The sequence below is a fragment of the Nostoc sp. UIC 10890 genome (assembly GCF_054786515.1).
The window spans coordinates 1,238,845-1,257,446 of the sequence record NZ_JBSGKF010000001.1 but is presented as its reverse complement, the minus strand read 5'-3'; the positions used below and the strand labels follow the sequence as shown (position 1 = coordinate 1,257,446).

Here is an 18,602-nt window from a genome sequence, read left to right as displayed (position 1 = left end):
AGCGTCTTTGCCGAATCAAGAAGTAAAGCTCTATATTGCTCTATATTTATGATATTATTTGGCAACTCATCTTTTTACTCGTAAAATCGAAGACAAGATCAAGGTCAGTAAAAAAGAGTCCCTAAATTAATGAGTACGTTAATCAGTCAGGGTGGAAGAACTATCACGAAATTTCAGGTGGTAGACCGGATAAACGATATCGCTTGGCAAGCCCACCAAGGGAGCGTTGCGGCGATTATTCAGCTATTAAACGAAAAGCTAGCCAAGTCTGGTGTCAGAACTAGAGCCATGTTTTCTGATGGTGTCTTACAACTTCTGTGCGAGGCGGCTAGGGTAGAGCAACTTGAGCAATCTCCTCTCGTAGAACAAATTCAGCAAATTCTTGAGTCCATCGCCCCGCGTCACATTCGCCGAGTCAATATCAACAGCCGAATTGTTCGGGAACAACAATTACTATGGTTAAAGGAAATAGATAGCGATCGCGAAAACCAATTGCTTTGGTCGCAGGAAATTACATTAATTCAGCCCAATATTGTCAAACAACTAATTAAAGATTTCACAGAAGCTCAAGCTGAACTAGGAAAACCAAGTTTTCCGAAAACTCCAATCTCTCGTCCTTTAGTACTCATTAACAAAGAAAAATACAAAAATAAACCTCAAACAAAGCTATTAGTAGCGGCTGGTTTATGCTCACTATTGTTGCTTAGTTGGATTGTTTATGCTCAGTTAGGTGATAAGCTGAAAAACTTAATGCAACTAGAAACTTCCAAATCTTTAACAACAGAAGATACTAACGAGAATAAAGCCCAAACACTATCTCCTGCTCCTAACAATAGCCTTTCTGAGCAATCTGACGATCCATTTCCAATATCTGTGCGAATTGCCAACCAAGCTTCTGCATCTGGTAAAACAGCCACAACCTCAACTCAGTGGTTAGAGATAGCTGCTAAGTGGCAACGAGCTTCAGATTTAATGGGCACTGTGCCACAAAACCACAGCCGTTATCAGGAAGCCAAGATTCGTACTCAACTATATAAGAAATATAGTGAGGCGGCGCAGAAAGAAGCCGATAAGAGTAAATCTTAGTAGAGCATTTCATTAATTCGTAGCAAATTCTCTTTGGAAAAGCTCTGCCTCCCTCTGCGTTTAAAAACCCTACGATTTACCTTGTTCCCAGTTACCTCCTTTAACTAGTTTTCACCTGAAGTTGACAGCAATGAACATTGTTGTGCTCCCTACCCCTGTACTTGATTAAAATAAGAATCGCTGTTACCTAATTCAGGAGTTCTCCTGTTTCTTGCAGGGAGTGCAAGCGGCGATAAATGCCCTCGTGACGCAAGAGTTCATCGTGGCTTCCCACTTCTACAATTTTTCCTTGCTCCAGAACTACAATTTTATCGGCTTCCCGCACTGTACTTAAACGGTGGGCAATAACAATAGTGGTGCAAGTACCCTGAATCGATCGCATCGCTAGCTGAATTGAACGCTCAGATTCATAATCTAAACTAGAGGTGGCTTCGTCAAAAATCAGCACATCTGGTTCCACTAACAGCGCCCTAGCAATTCCTAAGCGTTGTCTTTGTCCTCCAGATAACCTGACACCTCGTTCCCCCACAACGGTGTAATAACCTTGGGGTAAGTGCTGCACTACTTCATCAACTCTGGCAATTCTACAGGCTTCCTGAACCTGCTCCAAAGTTGCATTTGTTCTACCATAAGTCAGGTTATCCAATATAGTACCGTTGAAAATATCTACTTCTTGGTGAACGATCGCTAGCCTTCGTCTATACTTACCTACATTCAAAGTGCGAATATCTTGACCATCAATCAGAATTTGACCTTCTTTCGGTTCAAAATATCGCAACAGCAATTTCACTAAAGTAGACTTACCAGAACCGGAACGCCCCACTAATGCCACTGTTTGGTATGGCTCAATCAACAAGTTGATATCTTGCAAAACTTGGCGGTTGGCATCATATCCAAAACTGACGTGCGATAACTCAACTTTTCCTGTAAATTTATAAGGTGATTCTGTTTGGTTGCTCTCTTCTAAAAGACTAGCTGAATCAGATGCAGTTGGCTCTTGGAGAAATTCGTGAAACCGCAGCATCGAAGAATAACGACGGGCAAAAACTTCTCCCAAAGTGCTAATAGGTTCTAATTCAGAATATGCCATGCTAGAAAGAGTTAAGGTCATGACAAAGTGACCGAGAGAAATTCTACCGTCTGCTGTTGCTGCTAGAGTCAAACCCAAGATAGTAAATACGCAGAATTGAATTACAGTCCTTTGCCAAGTAGCCAGTTTCGTATAACCTTTGTGGACACGATACTCAACCACCATTAGTTCACGATCCAAACGTTGCTTTTGCCGCTTCAGTTCCTTCGCTTCTGTAGCAAAGGCTTTCACCGTTTTGATGTTGGTAATCAGTTCCGAATTGCGACTTTCCGTATCTTCTGCATATTTATCCAGAATAGTTTCGTGCCAAATCAGCTGCTTTAAATCCTTTAAGCTAAAGCTAAGAATGACTATAAAGGAAATCAGATACAAAATTGCAATTCGCCACTCAATCACCAAGATAAAAACAAAAATTCCCAGCACACGAACTAGTTTAGGAATCAACTGTCCGGCAACTTCGGGGTAAGTAAAAGTGTGGTTAGAAATACCTCTAGCTATCCTTCCAGCAATGCGTCCAGGGTTATTTTCATCATAAAATTCCAGTGGGAGAGTCAGAATTTTTTCTATGGCTGTTTGGGCTTTTTGCCGACGCAACCTTAAGGATATATCCCAATGAAACCAATGGGTTAACCAAGGTTGTGTTGGTGCTCTCACTACAGTGACAACGAAAACTAAACCCAGTAATACACTCAAAGATAGAGTTTTAGTAACTGGATAATTGGTGATGTCCGAAAAAGTTGCGATCGCACTTTGAAGTGGTTTATCCAATGGTTGACCAGACAAAACGTTTAAAATCTGCCCGATCGCATAAGGAACAACCAAATCAATAATTTCGTAAACGCTGGATGCTGCGATACTAAAGAGACTCAGCTTCCAATCAGAGCGAAAGTAATTGACAATATCTTGAAATTTGGCCATGATGCACACCGTCCAAGAGCGCGATCGTAAACTTGGAATTTATATACTACATTTGTATTACAAAGTAGTCAAGGACTATAGATTTAAATCACTCCTTTGGAGTAGGAGGCATTTGTGCGGGGAAAAATTCTAGGCGATAGCGGTAGAGAGCAACTGGTCGAGAACCAGCTTTAAAGTAATCTGGATCTTGGGGTGAAAGATAGACAGCAGTAACTTGATCTGCTTCAATCGCCGGATTAGATGCTGGAAGTTTATGATAAGCCGTAGTAGATTCTACAGAGTTGAAATAGGGGCGTGAACCGCCTTTAAATAGTTGTTGAAATACTTCTGTGGTGATGAACTTGCCATCAAGGGTAGTTTCTGTACCTCGTGCAGTCACAATGGAAACTAGTTGGCGACTGCTACGCAAGAACGTAATCTGCCGATTAGGTGAATCTGGATCTACTTTGACTAATAACACTGCTTCATCCCCTAAATAAGCCCTTGCCAAATTCAAGCTATTAAACGCTCTATCTGCTACTAAAACGGGGGATTTGTAATCTATCTGAGGTAATATTTTTAACCCAGTAATTGATGGTTGCTCTTTTACAAATCTTACTACAAAACTCACAGGCTGATTTAATTGTTGGCGATTACCTTCAAATCCTGGTGTGACAATCTCTGGTGCCAAAGGCGCAGCTAAATCTACTAAAGTACTTGTAACTTTCCAAGTACCAGACATCCATTCAGGGTAAACTAAATCACCCGAAGCCGGTTGCACTGAAGTTAGTTTTTCCCATTGGGGAAAATTTGCTAACCTTTCAGACAACTCTCCTGCAAAAGCTTCACCACCCCAGATAAGGAATAAAAATAGCAAGCAAAAACTCCAAATTCCCTTTATTACAAGCATTAGCAGTTTTGTATTTAACGTTTATTATTTCTTGATTAAAAATTAAGTAATTTTCTGTAATAAATTAAAACTTTGTAGTGAGATATATTAGCCCTATCCTGAATTTATAGTGATAGCATGACATTGGCATTAGGCATGATTGAAGTTTATGGCGTTCCCACAGCAGTGGAAGCGGGAGATGCCATGTGTAAAGCTGCCCGTGTAACCCTTGTTGGTTATGAAAACACTGATTTGGGACGAATTACTGTCTTAATTCGAGGGGTTGTGGGCGAGGTGAATGTAGCAGTGACAGCAGGATTAAAGGCGGTGCTGCAAGTTGACGGTGGCGAGATAGTTTCTAATCACATTATTCCCCGTCCCCACGAAAATTTAGAATATATTTTACCGATTCATCGCAGCGTTAATATCGAGCAGTTCAGTGCAGATATCCGATTTCCTCCACCCCTATCAGTTTAGCTGTATTAAATTTCTGCTGGTAAAGGTTGCCAAACTTCCCCATACTTTTCTTTTAAAGTTTGCCAAGCTTCCACTTGTCCTAGTTCATATTCTCCTGGTTTACCCCATTGCAAAAATAGGCTTAAAGCAGACTCCTGTTTATCATCTAAAAACCGAATAGCATAGGTTGTAAAGTTGCCCCTTTTCGCTTCACCAGTTTCAAATTTCACTTGAATAATTTTATCCATATTCAAGTGAAATTCAAAGCCTTCGGTATGCATATTCGCATACTTACCTTTGGGCAATTCTGCATAAAATAACTTTTCTATTTTGCCTCGTGCTTCTAACACAGCAGCGCTGCTAGTAACAATTAAACGCAAAGTTCCAAGAGTCTCGCAAGCTTCTAAAAATTCTTTTAATGTTGTGGTCATTTGTCATTTGTCCTTTGTCATTTGTCGTTGGTTAAACGATGATTCCTAACTAATGCCCAATGCCCAATGCCCCATGCCCCATGCCCCATTCCCAATCCCTATTTTTCGTATTGTTCATAAGCCGCAACAATACGCTGAACTAGAGGATGGCGGACGACATCTTTTTGAGTAAATTCGCAAAAGGCAATGCCTTCAACGTGTTTTAAAATTTGTAAAGCTACCCCTAAACCCGATTGTTGGTGAAGTGGTAAATCAGTTTGTGTCATGTCGCCTGTAATCACCATCCGCGAACGGAAACCCAGACGAGTTAAAACCATTTTCATCTGAGCGGGTGTAGTATTTTGAGCTTCATCGACAATTATAAAAGCGTTATTGAGGGTACGTCCCCGCATATAGGCGAGTGGTGCGACTTCAATCACACCGCGTTCCATTAAACTGGGTACTTTTTCTGGGTCGATAAATTCATAAATAGCATCGTAAAGTGGGCGAAGATAGGGATTAACTTTTTGCTGTAAGTCTCCAGGCAAAAAGCCGAGTTTTTCGCCGGCTTCGACAGCAGGGCGAGTTAAGATTAGCTTTTCAACTTGGTTGGCAAGGAGTGCTTGAACGGCGACAACAACGGCGAGATAAGTCTTGCCGGTACCAGCAGGGCCAATCCCAAAGGTAAGATCACGTCTACGGAGTGCGTCGATATATTGACGCTGACGGAAGGTTTTGGCACGGACTTCTTCACCCCGACGACTTTTGGCGAGGACATCTCGCTGTAAGTCTTGCAGTTCTCCTTGCCGATCGCTATCTATGGCTTGACGGGCTGTTAAAATATCTGCACTGGTGATAGTATTGCCTTTAATCCAGAGGCTTTCCAGCGATCGCACTAATCGAGAAGCCAGATCAATTTGCCCTTCAGTACCAGAAATCACTAATTCCTGTCCTCGTAGCACTAAAGTGGCTCCTGTTTGCCGAGATAAAATTTTGAGATTTTCTTCTCCATCTCCTGCAAGAGCGATCGCACTGGAAACATTCGGCAGCTGAATTGTGAAGGCACCTGCCATAGTATTTCTTAATTGGTGAGGATCTATGTTTGACAAAGGTTAATGTTTTCTCGCTAACGGCGAAATTATGCTTTTATTACTTACATCTTGGAAAAATATTTGCAACAGATTAATCACTTAAGTGAAATTGGCGGTTAGAAACCGCTTCTACACAAGCAAAACCCACGGAGGTGGGTTTCAAAATCTCAATTTTTCCTTAGTCCGCGGAGGCGGACTTTGCCTGTGTAGCAGTGAATTCTATTCGCTTTCCATCTTTACAAAAATTCTGAGCGGAAGTGACTACAACCGCTCAGACTTGCTCTCTAGTTTCAAACTAGCGGAGGCGTGGTTTAACAATGGGTTTAGGCCCATCATTTGCACGCGGTTCTCTCTTAGTCGGCGGTGGCGATCGCTCTTCTGTCTCTTCATCAAAAGACATACCCTCGCGGCCCGGCGTGGTGCTGCCGTAGATATCCAGGTATGTTGATTGCCCAGCTGCGGCTGCGGCTGCGGCAATTACTGTACGAATCGCCTGAATATTGCGTCCCCCTCGACCAAACACTTTCCCTTTATCTGTGCTTTCAAAGGCGATGCGAACCCAAACCCGGTTGAGGGCCTGAGAAATTTCACAATCGACGCTTAATGTCTCCGGAGATTCTAAAAACGGCTGCACCAAAAACCGAACCAAATCAACATAGTTGGGACTAGCTGTTGGTAATTTTGTTCCGAAATTATGATGCGGCTGTTGTGGCACTGACCTGTTCAAAAACATTAGCTTTTACTAGAATGCGACGGACGGTGTCAGTGGGTTGAGCGCCTTGTTGTAGTCGCTTGACGATGCCGGGAACGTCTAGTCGCACTTCATCAGTTCTGGGGTTGTAGAATCCCAACTCTTCTAGGGGACGGCCATCGCGGCGAGCGAGGTTGTTAATGGCGACAATGCGGTAACTTGCTTCCCGCTTTTTACCGAATCGCTTCAAGCGCAGTTTGATCATGGTTGAAGAATCATTCTCCCGTTGGTTGTTAGATATTAGTTAGTAACTAATTGCTGAGGAAGTAACCTAAATCTGGCTGCTGCCAAGAAATTGAGGGTTAGTTTCCTCTGCTGATAAATTCTGAGGTCGAAATGCTAATTTTAGCACTGCCTAGCATTTGCTGCTATTAGTCATTGGTCATTGGTCATTTGTCATTGGTCATTTGTCATTAGTCATTTGTAAATTACCAATACTCCATGCCCCATGCCCCATGCCCCATGCCCCATGCCCAATAATTAAAGATTGCCGAAGCCTTTTTTCTTTTTATCTTTGGGTTTTTTCTTTTTCGCGCCTGCATCGCCACCATAGCCACGCCATCCGGGGGCTGGGGGACGATTACCAGCACCAGCGAAGGCGTTGCCCATACCGCCGCCAAACATTCCCGGCATTCCAGGGAAACCACCTTGACCCATTTGCTGCATGAGCGATCGCATTTTTTGGAAATCACCCACCAGTTTAGTCACGTCTGATTCTCTATAACCTGAGCCAGCAGCAATCCGCCGCCGCCGACTGGGAGAACTGGCTAATAAATCGGGGTCGTGGCGTTCTTGGCGAGTCATGGAGTTAATCATCGCCTCACAGCGCTTTAGCTGAGTTTCTCCCTGTTTGAGTTGATCGTCTGAAAGCTTATTCATCCCTGGGATCATCTTGATGAAACCTCCCAGAGATCCCATATTCTTCAGCATCCGTAACTGCTTGAGAAAGTCAGTAAAGTCAAACTTCGCTGACAAAATTTTCTCCTGCATTTTCTCAGCATCAGCTAAGTCAAACTCTTCTTGGGCTTTTTCTACCAGCGTGAGAACATCGCCCATTCCCAAAATTCGGGATGCCATGCGATCGGGATAAAACGGTTGCAGTGCCTCGACTTTCTCACCCACACCCACAAATTTAATTGGCGCTCCCGAAATCTTTCGCACTGAAAGCGCTGCACCGCCACGGCTATCACCATCCATCTTGGTGAGAATCGCCCCAGTAATGCCGATCTGGTCATGGAAGGTGCGGGTAAGATTGGCTGCCTCTTGACCAGTCATCGCGTCCACCACCAGAAGAGTTTCATGGGGTTGGACGGTTGCTTTGATGCGGGCTAATTCCGCCATCATGTCTTCGTCTATTTGCAGTCGTCCCGCAGTATCAATAATTACTGTATTGACGCCTTCTGCCCTAGCGCGTTCTACACCTTGTCGGGCAATTTCTACGGGATCGGCGTCGCTTCCTAGTTCAAATACTGGTACGTCAATTTGCTTACCCAGCGTTAGCAACTGATCGATCGCGGCTGGGCGATATACGTCTGTCGCCACCAACAAACAGCTACGCTCTAATTTTCTCAGATGTAAGGCTAACTTAGCGGTAGCTGTGGTTTTACCAGTACCTTGCAACCCAGCCATCAACACAATAGTAGGCTGTTCTGGGGCTTCTGCGATGGGAACATTTTCTTCTCCCATCACCTGCACCAGTTCATCATGAACAATTTTGATGAACTGTTGGTCAGGTCGCACGCCGGTAATCACCTCGGCTCCTTGTGCCTTGGCTTCGACTTCGCTAATAAAATCTTTGACTACCTGGAGATTGACATCTGCTTCCAACAGGGCGCGGCGCACTTCGCGCAATGCATCTTGAATGTTGGATTGAGAAATTTTGTCCTGTCCCCGCAGTTTTTTCCAGGCGGATTCTAAACGGTCAGATAATGCATCAAACATAATGTAATTACAGGTAGTTCGCCAATGGGGAATTCTAAACCGCCGATGAATGCGATCGCGAATTTCCGCTAAAGTTTTAACGTGCTATCTACCAGCTTAGTATTTTTCACCGCGACTGTAGCAACCAGATACCTTCCTTTGTTGAACTGGCGAACAGTCCTTTAGGTAGAAATTTTGATTTTTTTAAAGGGAAAATGCCAACACTACAGATGGAGTAAGTACTTTAATGTGAATAGTTGAGAAAAAGGAAGAGAGCAAAAATATATGAAAGAATATAGAGCATATATGTGTGACTTTGGGCATCAATGGACTTTTTTCAAGGATAAACAAGACCCTGAAGATGAAGCAGACTGTATATGCTCAGAAGGTCATCCGGCAGTAACACTCAGCAAGCAACCAGCACTTGATGATGTTCAAATAACTTTTAGACCAGCAGGTAGAGTAGTAGATACAGTCAAGGAGCAGGTTTATGGACGAGGTAAATACTACATAGTAATCTCTAACTTAGCAGGCACACAGGAAAGAGTTTCAAAAAAAGTATATTCTTGGGAAGAGATATATCAAATTGGTAAAAAGCTTGATAAGCGTTCATTTGAATGGGCATTAAATTACTGGGAAAGTCTTTCTCTTTGAATAGATTCTGGGGTATAACATACAAGCTTCAGCGAAAATAAATTCAATAATTCAAAATTAGTATTATTCATTAGCACCCAAAACCTCTCAAATACTCTCAGATAGTTATGGCTAGCAACACACTGCTTCAACCCACAGAAATCATCCACCTATCGGGTATCAGTTGGCAAACTTATGAAAAGTTGCTAACTGAACTTAGTGCTAGTCGCCGCCTCCGGCTTACTTACAATCAAGGTACTCTAGAAATCATGGTTCCTTCACCTGAACATGAACGATACAAAAAAGTATTAGGTCGATTTGTCGAAACTCTAGGAGAAGAATTAGACGTTAGAATCGACCCCCTTGGTTCTACTACTTTCAAACGTCCAGAGCTTAGTGGCGCAGAACCAGATGAATGCTTTTATATTGAAAATATCAATATAATTAGAGGCAAAAAAAGAATTAACTTGCAACAAGACCCGCCACCAGATTTGGTAGTAGAAATTGATATTACTAGCAGTTCTAAAAATCGTTTTGAAGTCTATGCTGATATGGGTGTACCTGAAATCTGGCGATATGATGGCAATTTTTTTAGTATTAATATTTTACAAAAACAAAAATATATATCTGTTGAACGGAGTTTAGCATTTCCCAATCTGCCACTAACGGAGATTTCTAATTTTTTAGAGCAGGTGGGAGAAAAAGATTATTTGGAATTAGTTAAAGAATTTCGCCAATGGGTTAAAAGCCAAGTTTAATATCAATTAAAATAGCGAGTTAATTTAGTGTAAATGATGTTGGGCTGAATGGCGATCGCATTATTGAATTAATCCACGGGGAAGCAGCAAAAAAACTTCCAGCAGTGGCAGCTTTGGCAGAATAAGAACGGTTTGGCTATCCTGGAGTTCCGACTTGGGTAGTCGAAGGCGAGAGATTTTGGGGAAAGATCGTGTTGATTGGGTAGCAGAAAATTACTAAAATCCCTCAAAATTAGCTAGACAAAGCAGTAGGGTAGCACACCTAGCTGTGCTACCCTACAAATTACCATAGTATTCCGACCTACGAAAGTTTCAGACTATGAAATCCACATCACTTAGTAATGATTTAGGTTAATGCCAGCTTCTTTTGCCATTGCTTCTAACCCATTAATTTGTAGGGTTTTAATTGCTTTGGTAGACAACTTTAATCTCACCCAGCGATTTCCAGCTTCCCACCAAACCCGCTTGTCTTGCAGATTAGCGTGCTGAAGACGTTTTGTACGGCGGTGGGAGTGAGAAACAGAAAAAGCGTTATTTGCCTTCTTACCAGTTAGTTCACAGCGACGGGACATAGCAAGTATCTCCAGATTGTTATTTTAATACAGCCTTTCCATTTTAGGTCTTAGGCAGCAGAAGTGGGGAGATGAGGAAGATAAGGGAGCAGGGGGGCAGGGGAGCAGGGGGGCAGGGGAGCAGAGGAAGCAGGGGAAGAATAACCATTAAACAATTTCCAATGCCCAATGCCCAATGCCCCATGCCCCATGCCCCATGCCCCACTATTTACTCGCTTGTTCCGTCAGCTTGGTGAGTACGTCATTTGATCGCTCGACGAAGGATTTCATTCCCTCAGCGTCAAATCCTTTCTGAGACATTAGCGCTAAATCGTAGACGTGTTGGCAAATCAAGTTGACTAACTGATCTGTAGGCGATTCACCGTTACCTTGGATGATACTACCTTGGTTCAGATTAGCCAGATTTTGAATCAGCGGGTGAGCAGTATTCACCAGCAAAATGTGATCTTCGGGAAACTCTGCTGACTGCTGCTGCATCATGGCGTTCATTTCCCGCAGGCGGCGGAGAATCTCTGGTAAAAGCACGATCGCAGGTGGTGTTCCTTGAGGATCGTCTGATTTCAAAGCTTCGGTACGGATGTTGAGTTTGGGTTTGTTGAGAGATTTCTCAAATAACTCTTTGATCGTCTCGCTGCGAGTTTTATTCGTCTTGGGATCGACAATTTCCTTATCTTTATCTTGTTCCAGCAGAGTATTATCTAAATCTGAGTCTACCCGCGTAAACTTGACATCCTGATATTCGCGCTCTAGGAAGTTGATAAAGTGGGTATCGATGAAGGAGTCCATAAACAGGACTTCCAAGCCTTGATTTTTGTGCAGTTCTATGTATGTAGATTGGGTTGCTTCATCGGTGCTGTAGAAAACTCGGTTTTCGTTGCGTTCTTTGTTGCGTTCTAGATACTCTTTTAGCGTAGTATAAGGAGCGCTGGGTGCTGAGTCAGAACTGGGTGAAGGAGTGACATCTTGCCAAGCATCGCCGTCTGAAGACTGGACTTCAACCACTGGCGTTTCAGCAGCAACTTTTTCTGTAAGTTTGGCGGTGGTGCGGAAGACGATGATATCTTCGATTTGTTTTTTGAATTTCTCGTCGTTGAGAACGCCGAATTTGACAAAAGTGCCGAGGTCTTTCCAGGCGCTAATGTATTGTTCGCGGTTGTCGCGGAAAAGTTCTTTGAGGCGATCGCCTACTTTTTTGGCAATGTAATCACCAATTCGTTTCACGGTGCGATCGCCTTGCAAAGCACTCCGCGATACGTTCAGGGGAATATCGGTACTATCAATCACACCCCGCATCGGCATCAGGAATTGCGGGATAATTTCTTCGCAGTTGTCGCTAACAAAAACTTGATTGCAAAATAGCTTAATCTGCCCTTTTGTCACATCTACATCCGGCCTCATTTTCGGGAAATACAGAATCCCGTTGATGATGAAGGGATAGTCTGTATTTAGATGTACCCATAACAAAGGTTCTTCCTGAAAAGGATACAGGTAGCGGTAAAACTCTAAATAATCTTCTTTAGTCAGATTACTTGGAGACTCTCGCCACGGTGCTTTTTGTTTATTTATTACTTCGCCATCTAGTTTAATCGGGACTGGCAAAAAGTCGCAGTATGTCTTGACAAGATTCTTAATCCGTGCAGATTCGAGAAATTCCTCTTCTTCCCCTTGCAGGCTGAGAATAATAGTTGTACCGCGAGTTGTTCGAGAAGATTCTTCGAGAGTGAAAGCTGGGGAACCATCACAAGACCAGTGAACCGCCTGTGCTCCTTCTTGGTAAGATAGGGTATCAATTTCTACCTTTTGCGCCACCATGAAGGAAGAGTAGAAACCAAGACCGAAATGCCCGATTATCGGTTGATCTGATTTGCCTTCATACTTATGAATAAATTCTTCAGCACTAGAGAAGGCGACTTGATTGATATATTTCTTAACTTCATCTGCGGTCATCCCGATACCGTTATCGGAAATTGATAGAGTTTTCTTATCTTTGTCAATGGCAATTTCAATTTCTGGTTCGCCGATGTCTCCAGCATAATCGCCGGCGCGGGATACCATTTTCAGCTTTTGGATAGCATCTACAGCGTTGGATACCAGTTCCCGCAAGAAGATTTGATGATCTGAGTAAAGCGACTTCTTAATGATCGGGAAAATATTCTCAGTATGAATACTGATAGTGCCTTGTTCTAGCATAATTGGTAATTTTCGATGTTAGTATCTGAAACGATGATAGTAGGTAATACAACCTAGCCATCTGTTTTCCAGGATAAACCCGGAGAACATAGAAGGGTATGATACCAATTAGGATTTTAAAAGCATAACCTAGGCGATCGCACCTTTTTTGAGCATTGTTTGCCCCCATTTTTTGATTCGGATTCCCCTACTTCCGACTCCCCACTCCCCACAGACTGCTGTTTAAGTGTTACTAGAATTCTTCTCCAACACCAAAAAATAATGGTATGGATAACTGGGATCGATATATTCTTGCTTAACAGTTAACCCAGCTTTGGCAACAGAGTTTAAAATCCGCGTTTTCGGATATCCTTTTAAACCCATTTCCCAGCAGTGTTCGTCACAGACTGGTGTTGTACTCCAGAATTTTGGCACATTGAATAGTAAATACCTTGGTCTGCCTGAGAAAGAAGTTTTCACCTGAAATGAGAGGTATTGAGTGCAATAGGGAATCGAAATCACCAAAAATTTCTTAGTTGCAATAGCAAGTTTTCTCAATGCTTCTTCTGACTGTTCATAGGGGAAATGTTCCAGAACTTGAAACAGGACAATTGCATCAAATTTATCTTTTGGTAAGGAAAAATCTGTAGTCAAATCCAAAATTATTTCTGGTTTGAGGCTGGGGTCAACATCAGCGGTGGAGACGTTGTATCCATTATTCTTCAGGATGTCTGTTAACAGAGAATTAAAAATCCCAATTTCTAGAACGTTTTTTACCTGATTACCCAGCGAAAAAATTAGACGCAACTGGTGATGATAACTGATGAGGCGATTTTTTGATAAATATTCTGAATTTCTAATATCTAAGGAGGTGATGAGTTGCATAAATAAGCCTACCTAAGCTAAGAGATTAATAAATTTGGTGGGTATACAACTACAGGATTCCCGGAACAATCATCAAAGTAACATCTGATCCCCCTAAATCCCCTTTAAGAAGGGGGACTTTGACTCTGGTTCCCCCCTTTTTTTAAGGGGGGTTAGGAGGGATCTAAATGCTGTGAGGCAACTCTCAAAGACTTGTGTTTACTAGCCTACAAGGAGGAGCCACTGCATTGGGCGGGTTTCCCGACTTGAAGCACGTAGCGTTAGAGGCTTTGAATCTTACTCCCCTTCTTCTCCTACCAGGAGAGGGTTAGAGAGAGGTAGAGAACAGATTAGCGCGATTTTCCAGAGCAAAATATAGCAATCCTATTTGATTTGTGAAAATCATTAGGCTCAGATCCCCGACTTCTCCAAGAAGTCGGGGATCTTGTTGTTCACGAATGATTTAGGATTGCTATATCACTAACACCAAGGCTATTGCTTTAACCAGTAGGATTCTACGCGCTAAAGTATTTGGCTAACGGGTGATAGGTAATAATCGCAGTGGTAGACTGTTCTGGATAAAGTTGTTCGCTTTCATCCATATACAAGTTAATCCTGTCAGTCTGCAATAACTCCAATTGCTTGTACTGATCCTGAATATTGGGACAAGCTGGATACCCAAAACTATACCGGGAGCCACGATAGCGTTGTGCTAACATATCCCGAATATTGTCGGGTTCCTCAGCCGCAAAGCCTAACTCTCGGCGAATTCTGGCGTGTGTCCATTCAGCTACAGCTTCCGCTACCTGCACCGCCATGCCGTGGAAATACAGATAATCGGTGTATTGATTGGCAGCAAACAGCTTTTGAGCGAACTCTGTGGCAATTTCCCCTACAGTCACCGCTTGCATTGGGAAGACATCAATAATTCCCGATTCTTTTGGTGCAAAGAAATCTGCTATGCACAGCCGTCTTAAAGACTTTTGTCTAGGAAACTCGAAAGTTGCAATCTGTTGTGATTGGTTTTCTGAGTCATATATATGTAGAGAATTGCCCTCAGATTGACAAGGGAAATACCCATAAATCACTTGGGGATGCAACAGATTTTCTTCAATAATTCGCTGTTTCCAACTTTCTAAAATTGGGTAAACTTTCTCAGCTAAGAAAGCCTGATATTCCTCCTTAGATTGTTCCTTTGGTTTGCGGAATTGCCACTGTCCAGCAATCAAAGCTTGTAAATCCAAGTGCCAGAATATTTCCTCGATGGGAATATCACTAGGCTGCAATAATTTCGTTCCCCAGAAAGGCGGCGTTGGACGTTCAATATCTATCGCCACAGCATCAGAACGTCTTGTATCTACTACTTTTGGTTCAGCAGATGTTTCTTCAGCAGTTGTAGCTTTTGGTTCTTTGTGACCATTTGTCGAAACTTCAGCCGTTTCGATTTCGTTCAAAAATCCCTGCAAATCTTCCCAGTTACCAGTAGCCTTGGCTGGCATTAATTTATCCATGAAGTGCAAGTCAGAAAAGGCATCTTTGCCATAAACGACTTTACCTTTATAGGTATTTTGGCAATCTTCATATACAAATTTGGGAGTCAGCGCTGCACCACCTAAAATTACAGGTACACTAATTCCCTTTTCGTTAAATACCTCCAAGTTCTCTTTCATAAAGGCGGTGGATTTTACCAGCAAACCACTCATGGCAATACAATCAGCTTTGTGCTGTTCGTAAGCGTTGATGATGTTTTCCACCGGCTGCTTAATTCCCAGGTTAATCACCTTATAGCCGTTGTTAGATAAGATAATATCCACCAAGTTTTTACCAATGTCGTGGACATCACCTTTCACTGTGGCAATGATAAAGGTTCCCTTGGCATTGTTGCCTGATTCTGATTTTTCCATGAACGGTTCGAGAAATGCCACCGCCGCCTTCATGGTTTCCGCAGATTGCAAGACGAAAGGTAGCTGCATTTGTCCAGAACCGAATAATTCCCCGACAACTTTCATGCCATCTAGCAAGAAGGTGTTGATAATTTCTAAGGGGGGATGTTCTTCTAAGGCTTTTTTCAGATGTTCTTCTAAGCCAATGCGTTCGCCGTCGATGATATGGCGTTTGAGACGTTCTGGGATAGGGAGACTTTCATCTAAGGAGCGATCGCGCTTAGTTGTCACCCCAGCAAACGCTGTGGTAAGCTCTCCCAAGGGATCGTAAACGCAAACATCACCCTCAAATTTCCGCTCATCATAAATCAACTGCCGACAAATTTCTTGATGGCGTTCGTCAATCTTCGAGAGCGGTAAAATTTTGTTAGCGCTGACAATGGCTGCATCCATTCCCGCCGTCGTCGCTTCGTGCAAAAACACTGAGTTTAGAACCATCCGCGAGGCTGGATTTAAACCAAAGGAAATATTGGAAACACCCAAAATTACATGACATCCAGGCAATTCTTCACGAATCCGCCGGATAGATTCAATTGTCGCTTTACCGTTTTCTCGGTCTTCTTCAATCCCGGTGGAAATGGGTAATGCTAGGGTATCAAAGAATATTTCTGTGGGTGGTATGCCATATTCTACAGCTTGACGATATGCGCGTTGGGCGATCGCAAACTTTTTCTCTGCTGTCCGCGCCATCCCATCTTCATCGATAGTACCAATGATGACACCAGCACCGTATTTCTTCGCTAACTCCAGCACCTTCAAAAAGCGCGGTTCTCCATCTTCGTAGTTGGTGGAATTAAGCAAACATTTACCACCGGCAACCTTTAAACCCGCCTCCATCTTTTCCCATTCGGTGGAGTCAAGCATTAAAGGCAGTGTGACATTATTAACAATGCGTGAAACTAATTCGTGCATATCTCGCACGCCGTCGCGTCCCACATAATCGACGTTGACATCGAGGATATGTGCGCCTTCTTTAACTTGTGCCCTCGCCATTGAAACGAGTCCATCCCAATCTTCGGCATTTAGCAAATCGCGGCACTTCTTAGAACCACTGGCGTTGAGACGTTCACCAACAATCAAGAAAGAATTATCTTGATCGTAGGGCTGAGTAGTATAAATTGATGCTGCTGCTGGTTCTAAACTTGGCTGTCTAACTTTTGGCTTCAGGTCTTTAGCAAGTTCTGCCAATTGTTGAATGTGTTCTGGACGCGTCCCACAGCAACCCCCGATCACTTGGACACCCAAATCTTCAACAAAATGCATCAATGACATCCGTAATTCCAACGGTGTCAGGCGGTAGTGCGCTTGACCGCCGACGTTTTCAGGTAAACCCGCGTTGGGAATACAGGAAACGATGAAAGGTGAATGTTCTGCCAGATACTTGATATGTGGCTTCATCAAGTCTGGGCCTGTGGCACAGTTTAGACCGAGAATGTCAATTGGGTAAGGTGCCAAAATTGTCAGCACAGCACTGATTTCGGAACCAACCAACATTGTGCCCATGCTTTCCATTGTCACAGAAACCATCAACGGTCTGCGATCGCCCTTCTTAGCAAATACCTCTTCAATAGCATTCAGCGCTGCTTTAATTTGCAGCACATCTTGGCAAGTTTCCACCAGAAATAAATCGACACCACCATCCCACAGCGCCTCTGCTTGTTCGGCAAAAGTAGCTTTCATGGTGTCAAAGTCAATATGTCCCAAGGTAGGGAGTTTCGTTGTGGGGCCGATGGAACCTGCCACAAATCGGGGTTTTTCTGGCGTGGAAAATTCCGCCGCGACACGCTTGGCTAATTCTGCGGCTGTCTTGCTGAGGTAATAAGCTTGGTCTGCCAAGTCATATTCTGCCAGCACGAGGGAGGTACTGCCAAAGGTATCAGTTTCAATGACATCTGCACCAGCGGCGAGAAAGTCGCGGTGAACCTTAGCGACAGCTTCCGGTTTCGTGTGGACTAAGTATTCGTTACAACCTTCATACTGTGGCCCGCCGAAGTCTTCAGCAGTCAGGTTTTGGGTTTGTAAGTTGGTTCCCATCGCCCCATCGAAGACGAGAACTGGGCTATCTGGACTACGCAGGCGTTCAAGGAAAGGATGAGTCATATTTTCCTAGAATAATTTGAGTCAGTCGTATAATATAGCTGCTTGCAGTTGAGTCCAATACAGACCTAACCCCCAACCCCTTCCCTACAAGGGAAGGGGAGTAATATTCAAAGCCTCTCTCCTTGTAGGAGAGAGGTTTGGAGAGAGGTCAAAACTGTACTGCACACCAGTGATAAACGCTATATTCGACCTACTTTATTATTTTCCCAAATTGTGATATTTTTGGCAGCTTTTATTCTGAAGTTAGGTAAAAGCGCCTTGGTGAAGGTCATTTACAGCTACACAAACAAGAAGCTCATCGTCCGTGGGCTGAATGCGTTTTTTGTCTTGACAACTGTAATACCTGCACTGGCTCATCGCCATCACCGCGCTGTAAGTTCATCAGCAAATACTTCGTCGTAAATATCATTTTCAGAGCTTACCCAATCCTGATAAGCCTGAGATTCAACAGTAGGATTAACAATATTCAATGTATGCCATAAGACGATCGCCTGTAGTTTTGGTAGTGCCTAGGCGTAACATTGCAATTATAAAGCGATCGTAGTCTTGGGGTGTGTTAGCGCGAAAGCGTAACGCACCTTTGATACTCGTGAATGAGTCTTTTAGCTCCGTTAATGAGTCTTTGAACTCCGTTAATGAGTCTTTGAACTCCGTTAATGAGTCTTTGAACTCCGTTAATGAGTCTTTGAACTCCGTTAATGAGGCTTTGAACTCCATTAATGAGTCTTTTAGCTCCGTTAATGAGTCTTTTAGCTCCGTTAATGAGTCTTTTAGCTCCGTTAATGAGTCTTTGAACTCCATTAATGAGTAAATGTTATTGCGAGGTTAGCGATGTCTATGACGTGCTACGCCCACGCACGCTGCTAATTTAAACATTAGAGTTGTTTCTACGCACATGAACACAATAATCCAGTCTCTAATGCTTAGTTGCGATATACTACTTTAGTAAATATTGCTACAAAGTTGGTGAGGT

16 protein-coding genes are annotated in these 18,602 nt (G+C 43.2%); 4 read left to right on the top strand and 12 right to left on the bottom strand.

From position 1 onward, the window contains the following. Nucleotides 1–129: 129 nt before the first annotated feature. On the top strand, nt 130–1,086 hold the full coding sequence (locus ACWATR_RS04935) for a hypothetical protein (RefSeq protein ID WP_460330024.1): 957 nt from the start codon (nt 130–132) through the stop codon (nt 1,084–1,086). A 187-nt stretch (nt 1,087–1,273) separates the two neighbouring features. On the opposite strand, the gene ACWATR_RS04930 is transcribed toward ACWATR_RS04935, so the two are convergent. After that, on the bottom strand, nt 1,274–3,094 hold the full coding sequence (locus ACWATR_RS04930) for an ABC transporter ATP-binding protein (protein ID WP_460330022.1): 1,821 nt from the start codon (nt 3,092–3,094) through the stop codon (nt 1,274–1,276). Between the two features lie 88 nt (nt 3,095–3,182). Next, nucleotides 3,183–3,983 carry a DUF6816 family protein gene (locus ACWATR_RS04925; protein WP_460330020.1) on the bottom strand — a complete coding sequence of 267 codons (801 nt, stop codon included), beginning with the start codon at nt 3,981–3,983 and terminating at the stop codon, nt 3,183–3,185. Between the two features lie 117 nt (nt 3,984–4,100). On the opposite strand from ACWATR_RS04925, the gene ACWATR_RS04920 reads away from it, so the two are divergent. Beyond that, complete coding sequence (locus ACWATR_RS04920) at nt 4,101–4,439, top strand: carbon dioxide-concentrating mechanism protein CcmK (RefSeq protein WP_460330018.1); 339 nt, start codon at nt 4,101–4,103, stop codon at nt 4,437–4,439. Nucleotides 4,440–4,444: 5 nt separating this feature from the next. Here the strand turns inward: ACWATR_RS04920 and ACWATR_RS04915 are convergent, their stop codons facing one another. From ACWATR_RS04915 to ffh, 5 genes are all read right to left on the bottom strand, one after another. Beyond that, nucleotides 4,445–4,849: a ChuX/HutX family heme-like substrate-binding protein gene (locus ACWATR_RS04915; protein ID WP_460330016.1), complete on the bottom strand. Its 405-nt coding sequence runs from the start codon at nt 4,847–4,849 to the stop codon at nt 4,445–4,447. Between the two features lie 98 nt (nt 4,850–4,947). Continuing rightward, complete coding sequence (locus ACWATR_RS04910) at nt 4,948–5,901, bottom strand: PhoH family protein (RefSeq protein ID WP_460330014.1); 954 nt, start codon at nt 5,899–5,901, stop codon at nt 4,948–4,950. A 313-nt stretch (nt 5,902–6,214) separates the two neighbouring features. Continuing rightward, nucleotides 6,215–6,652 (bottom strand): KH domain-containing protein, encoded by a 438-nt coding sequence (locus ACWATR_RS04905; protein ID WP_181930373.1) that lies wholly within the window; start codon nt 6,650–6,652, stop codon nt 6,215–6,217. After that, nucleotides 6,612–6,875 (bottom strand): 30S ribosomal protein S16, encoded by a 264-nt coding sequence (rpsP, locus tag ACWATR_RS04900; protein WP_094328165.1) that lies wholly within the window; start codon nt 6,873–6,875, stop codon nt 6,612–6,614. Before rpsP ends, ACWATR_RS04905 begins: the two co-directional genes overlap by 41 nt. 275 nt (nt 6,876–7,150) lie before the next feature. Beyond that, entirely contained in the window at nt 7,151–8,611 is a 1,461-nt protein-coding gene (gene ffh / locus ACWATR_RS04895) for a signal recognition particle protein (protein WP_460330012.1), read from the bottom strand. A 264-nt stretch (nt 8,612–8,875) separates the two neighbouring features. On the opposite strand from ffh, the gene ACWATR_RS04890 reads away from it, so the two are divergent. Both ACWATR_RS04890 and ACWATR_RS04885 read left to right on the top strand, forming a co-directional pair. Next, nucleotides 8,876–9,244: a hypothetical protein gene (locus ACWATR_RS04890; RefSeq protein ID WP_460330010.1), complete on the top strand. Its 369-nt coding sequence runs from the start codon at nt 8,876–8,878 to the stop codon at nt 9,242–9,244. A 107-nt stretch (nt 9,245–9,351) separates the two neighbouring features. Continuing rightward, nucleotides 9,352–9,981, top strand: coding sequence for a Uma2 family endonuclease (locus ACWATR_RS04885; RefSeq protein ID WP_460330008.1), 630 nt, complete (start codon nt 9,352–9,354; stop codon nt 9,979–9,981). Nucleotides 9,982–10,316: 335 nt separating this feature from the next. Here ACWATR_RS04885 and rpmB read toward each other — a convergent pair whose 3' ends face one another. The 5 genes from rpmB to ACWATR_RS04860 all read right to left on the bottom strand — a co-directional run bounded on the left by rpmB (nt 10,317) and on the right by ACWATR_RS04860 (nt 18,346). Continuing rightward, nucleotides 10,317–10,553 carry a 50S ribosomal protein L28 gene (gene rpmB / locus ACWATR_RS04880; protein ID WP_322683189.1) on the bottom strand — a complete coding sequence of 79 codons (237 nt, stop codon included), beginning with the start codon at nt 10,551–10,553 and terminating at the stop codon, nt 10,317–10,319. Nucleotides 10,554–10,757: 204 nt separating this feature from the next. After that, nucleotides 10,758–12,743 (bottom strand): molecular chaperone HtpG, encoded by a 1,986-nt coding sequence (gene htpG, locus ACWATR_RS04875; protein WP_460330006.1) that lies wholly within the window; start codon nt 12,741–12,743, stop codon nt 10,758–10,760. A gap of 222 nt (nt 12,744–12,965) precedes the next feature. Beyond that, on the bottom strand, nt 12,966–13,607 hold the full coding sequence (locus ACWATR_RS04870; RefSeq protein ID WP_460330004.1) for a class I SAM-dependent methyltransferase: 642 nt from the start codon (nt 13,605–13,607) through the stop codon (nt 12,966–12,968). A 494-nt stretch (nt 13,608–14,101) separates the two neighbouring features. After that, a complete protein-coding gene (metH, locus tag ACWATR_RS04865) occupies nt 14,102–17,629 on the bottom strand; it encodes a methionine synthase (protein ID WP_460330002.1) in 3,528 nt (1,175 codons plus the stop codon). A 456-nt stretch (nt 17,630–18,085) separates the two neighbouring features. Continuing rightward, entirely contained in the window at nt 18,086–18,346 is a 261-nt protein-coding gene (locus ACWATR_RS04860) for a hypothetical protein (protein ID WP_460330000.1), read from the bottom strand. Between the last annotated feature and the right edge of the window lie 256 nt (nt 18,347–18,602).

Excerpts from the sequence above, each read along its gene's own strand:
- ACWATR_RS04935 (WP_460330024.1), top strand. The coding sequence starts at position 130 with ATGAGTACGTTAATCAGTCAGGGTGGAAGAACTATCACGAAATTTCAG.
- ACWATR_RS04930 (WP_460330022.1), bottom strand. The coding sequence starts at position 3,094 with ATGGCCAAATTTCAAGATATTGTCAATTACTTTCGCTCTGATTGGAAG.
- ACWATR_RS04925 (WP_460330020.1), bottom strand. The coding sequence starts at position 3,983 with ATGCTTGTAATAAAGGGAATTTGGAGTTTTTGCTTGCTATTTTTATTC.
- ACWATR_RS04920 (WP_460330018.1), top strand. The coding sequence starts at position 4,101 with ATGACATTGGCATTAGGCATGATTGAAGTTTATGGCGTTCCCACAGCA.
- ACWATR_RS04915 (WP_460330016.1), bottom strand. The coding sequence starts at position 4,849 with ATGACCACAACATTAAAAGAATTTTTAGAAGCTTGCGAGACTCTTGGA.
- ACWATR_RS04910 (WP_460330014.1), bottom strand. The coding sequence starts at position 5,901 with ATGGCAGGTGCCTTCACAATTCAGCTGCCGAATGTTTCCAGTGCGATC.
- ACWATR_RS04905 (WP_181930373.1), bottom strand. The coding sequence starts at position 6,652 with ATGTTTTTGAACAGGTCAGTGCCACAACAGCCGCATCATAATTTCGGA.
- rpsP (WP_094328165.1), bottom strand. The coding sequence starts at position 6,875 with ATGATCAAACTGCGCTTGAAGCGATTCGGTAAAAAGCGGGAAGCAAGT.
- ffh (WP_460330012.1), bottom strand. The coding sequence starts at position 8,611 with ATGTTTGATGCATTATCTGACCGTTTAGAATCCGCCTGGAAAAAACTG.
- ACWATR_RS04890 (WP_460330010.1), top strand. The coding sequence starts at position 8,876 with ATGAAAGAATATAGAGCATATATGTGTGACTTTGGGCATCAATGGACT.
- ACWATR_RS04885 (WP_460330008.1), top strand. The coding sequence starts at position 9,352 with ATGGCTAGCAACACACTGCTTCAACCCACAGAAATCATCCACCTATCG.
- rpmB (WP_322683189.1), bottom strand. The coding sequence starts at position 10,553 with ATGTCCCGTCGCTGTGAACTAACTGGTAAGAAGGCAAATAACGCTTTT.
- htpG (WP_460330006.1), bottom strand. The coding sequence starts at position 12,743 with ATGCTAGAACAAGGCACTATCAGTATTCATACTGAGAATATTTTCCCG.
- ACWATR_RS04870 (WP_460330004.1), bottom strand. The coding sequence starts at position 13,607 with ATGCAACTCATCACCTCCTTAGATATTAGAAATTCAGAATATTTATCA.
- metH (WP_460330002.1), bottom strand. The coding sequence starts at position 17,629 with ATGACTCATCCTTTCCTTGAACGCCTGCGTAGTCCAGATAGCCCAGTT.
- ACWATR_RS04860 (WP_460330000.1), bottom strand. The coding sequence starts at position 18,346 with ATGGAGTTCAAAGCCTCATTAACGGAGTTCAAAGACTCATTAACGGAG.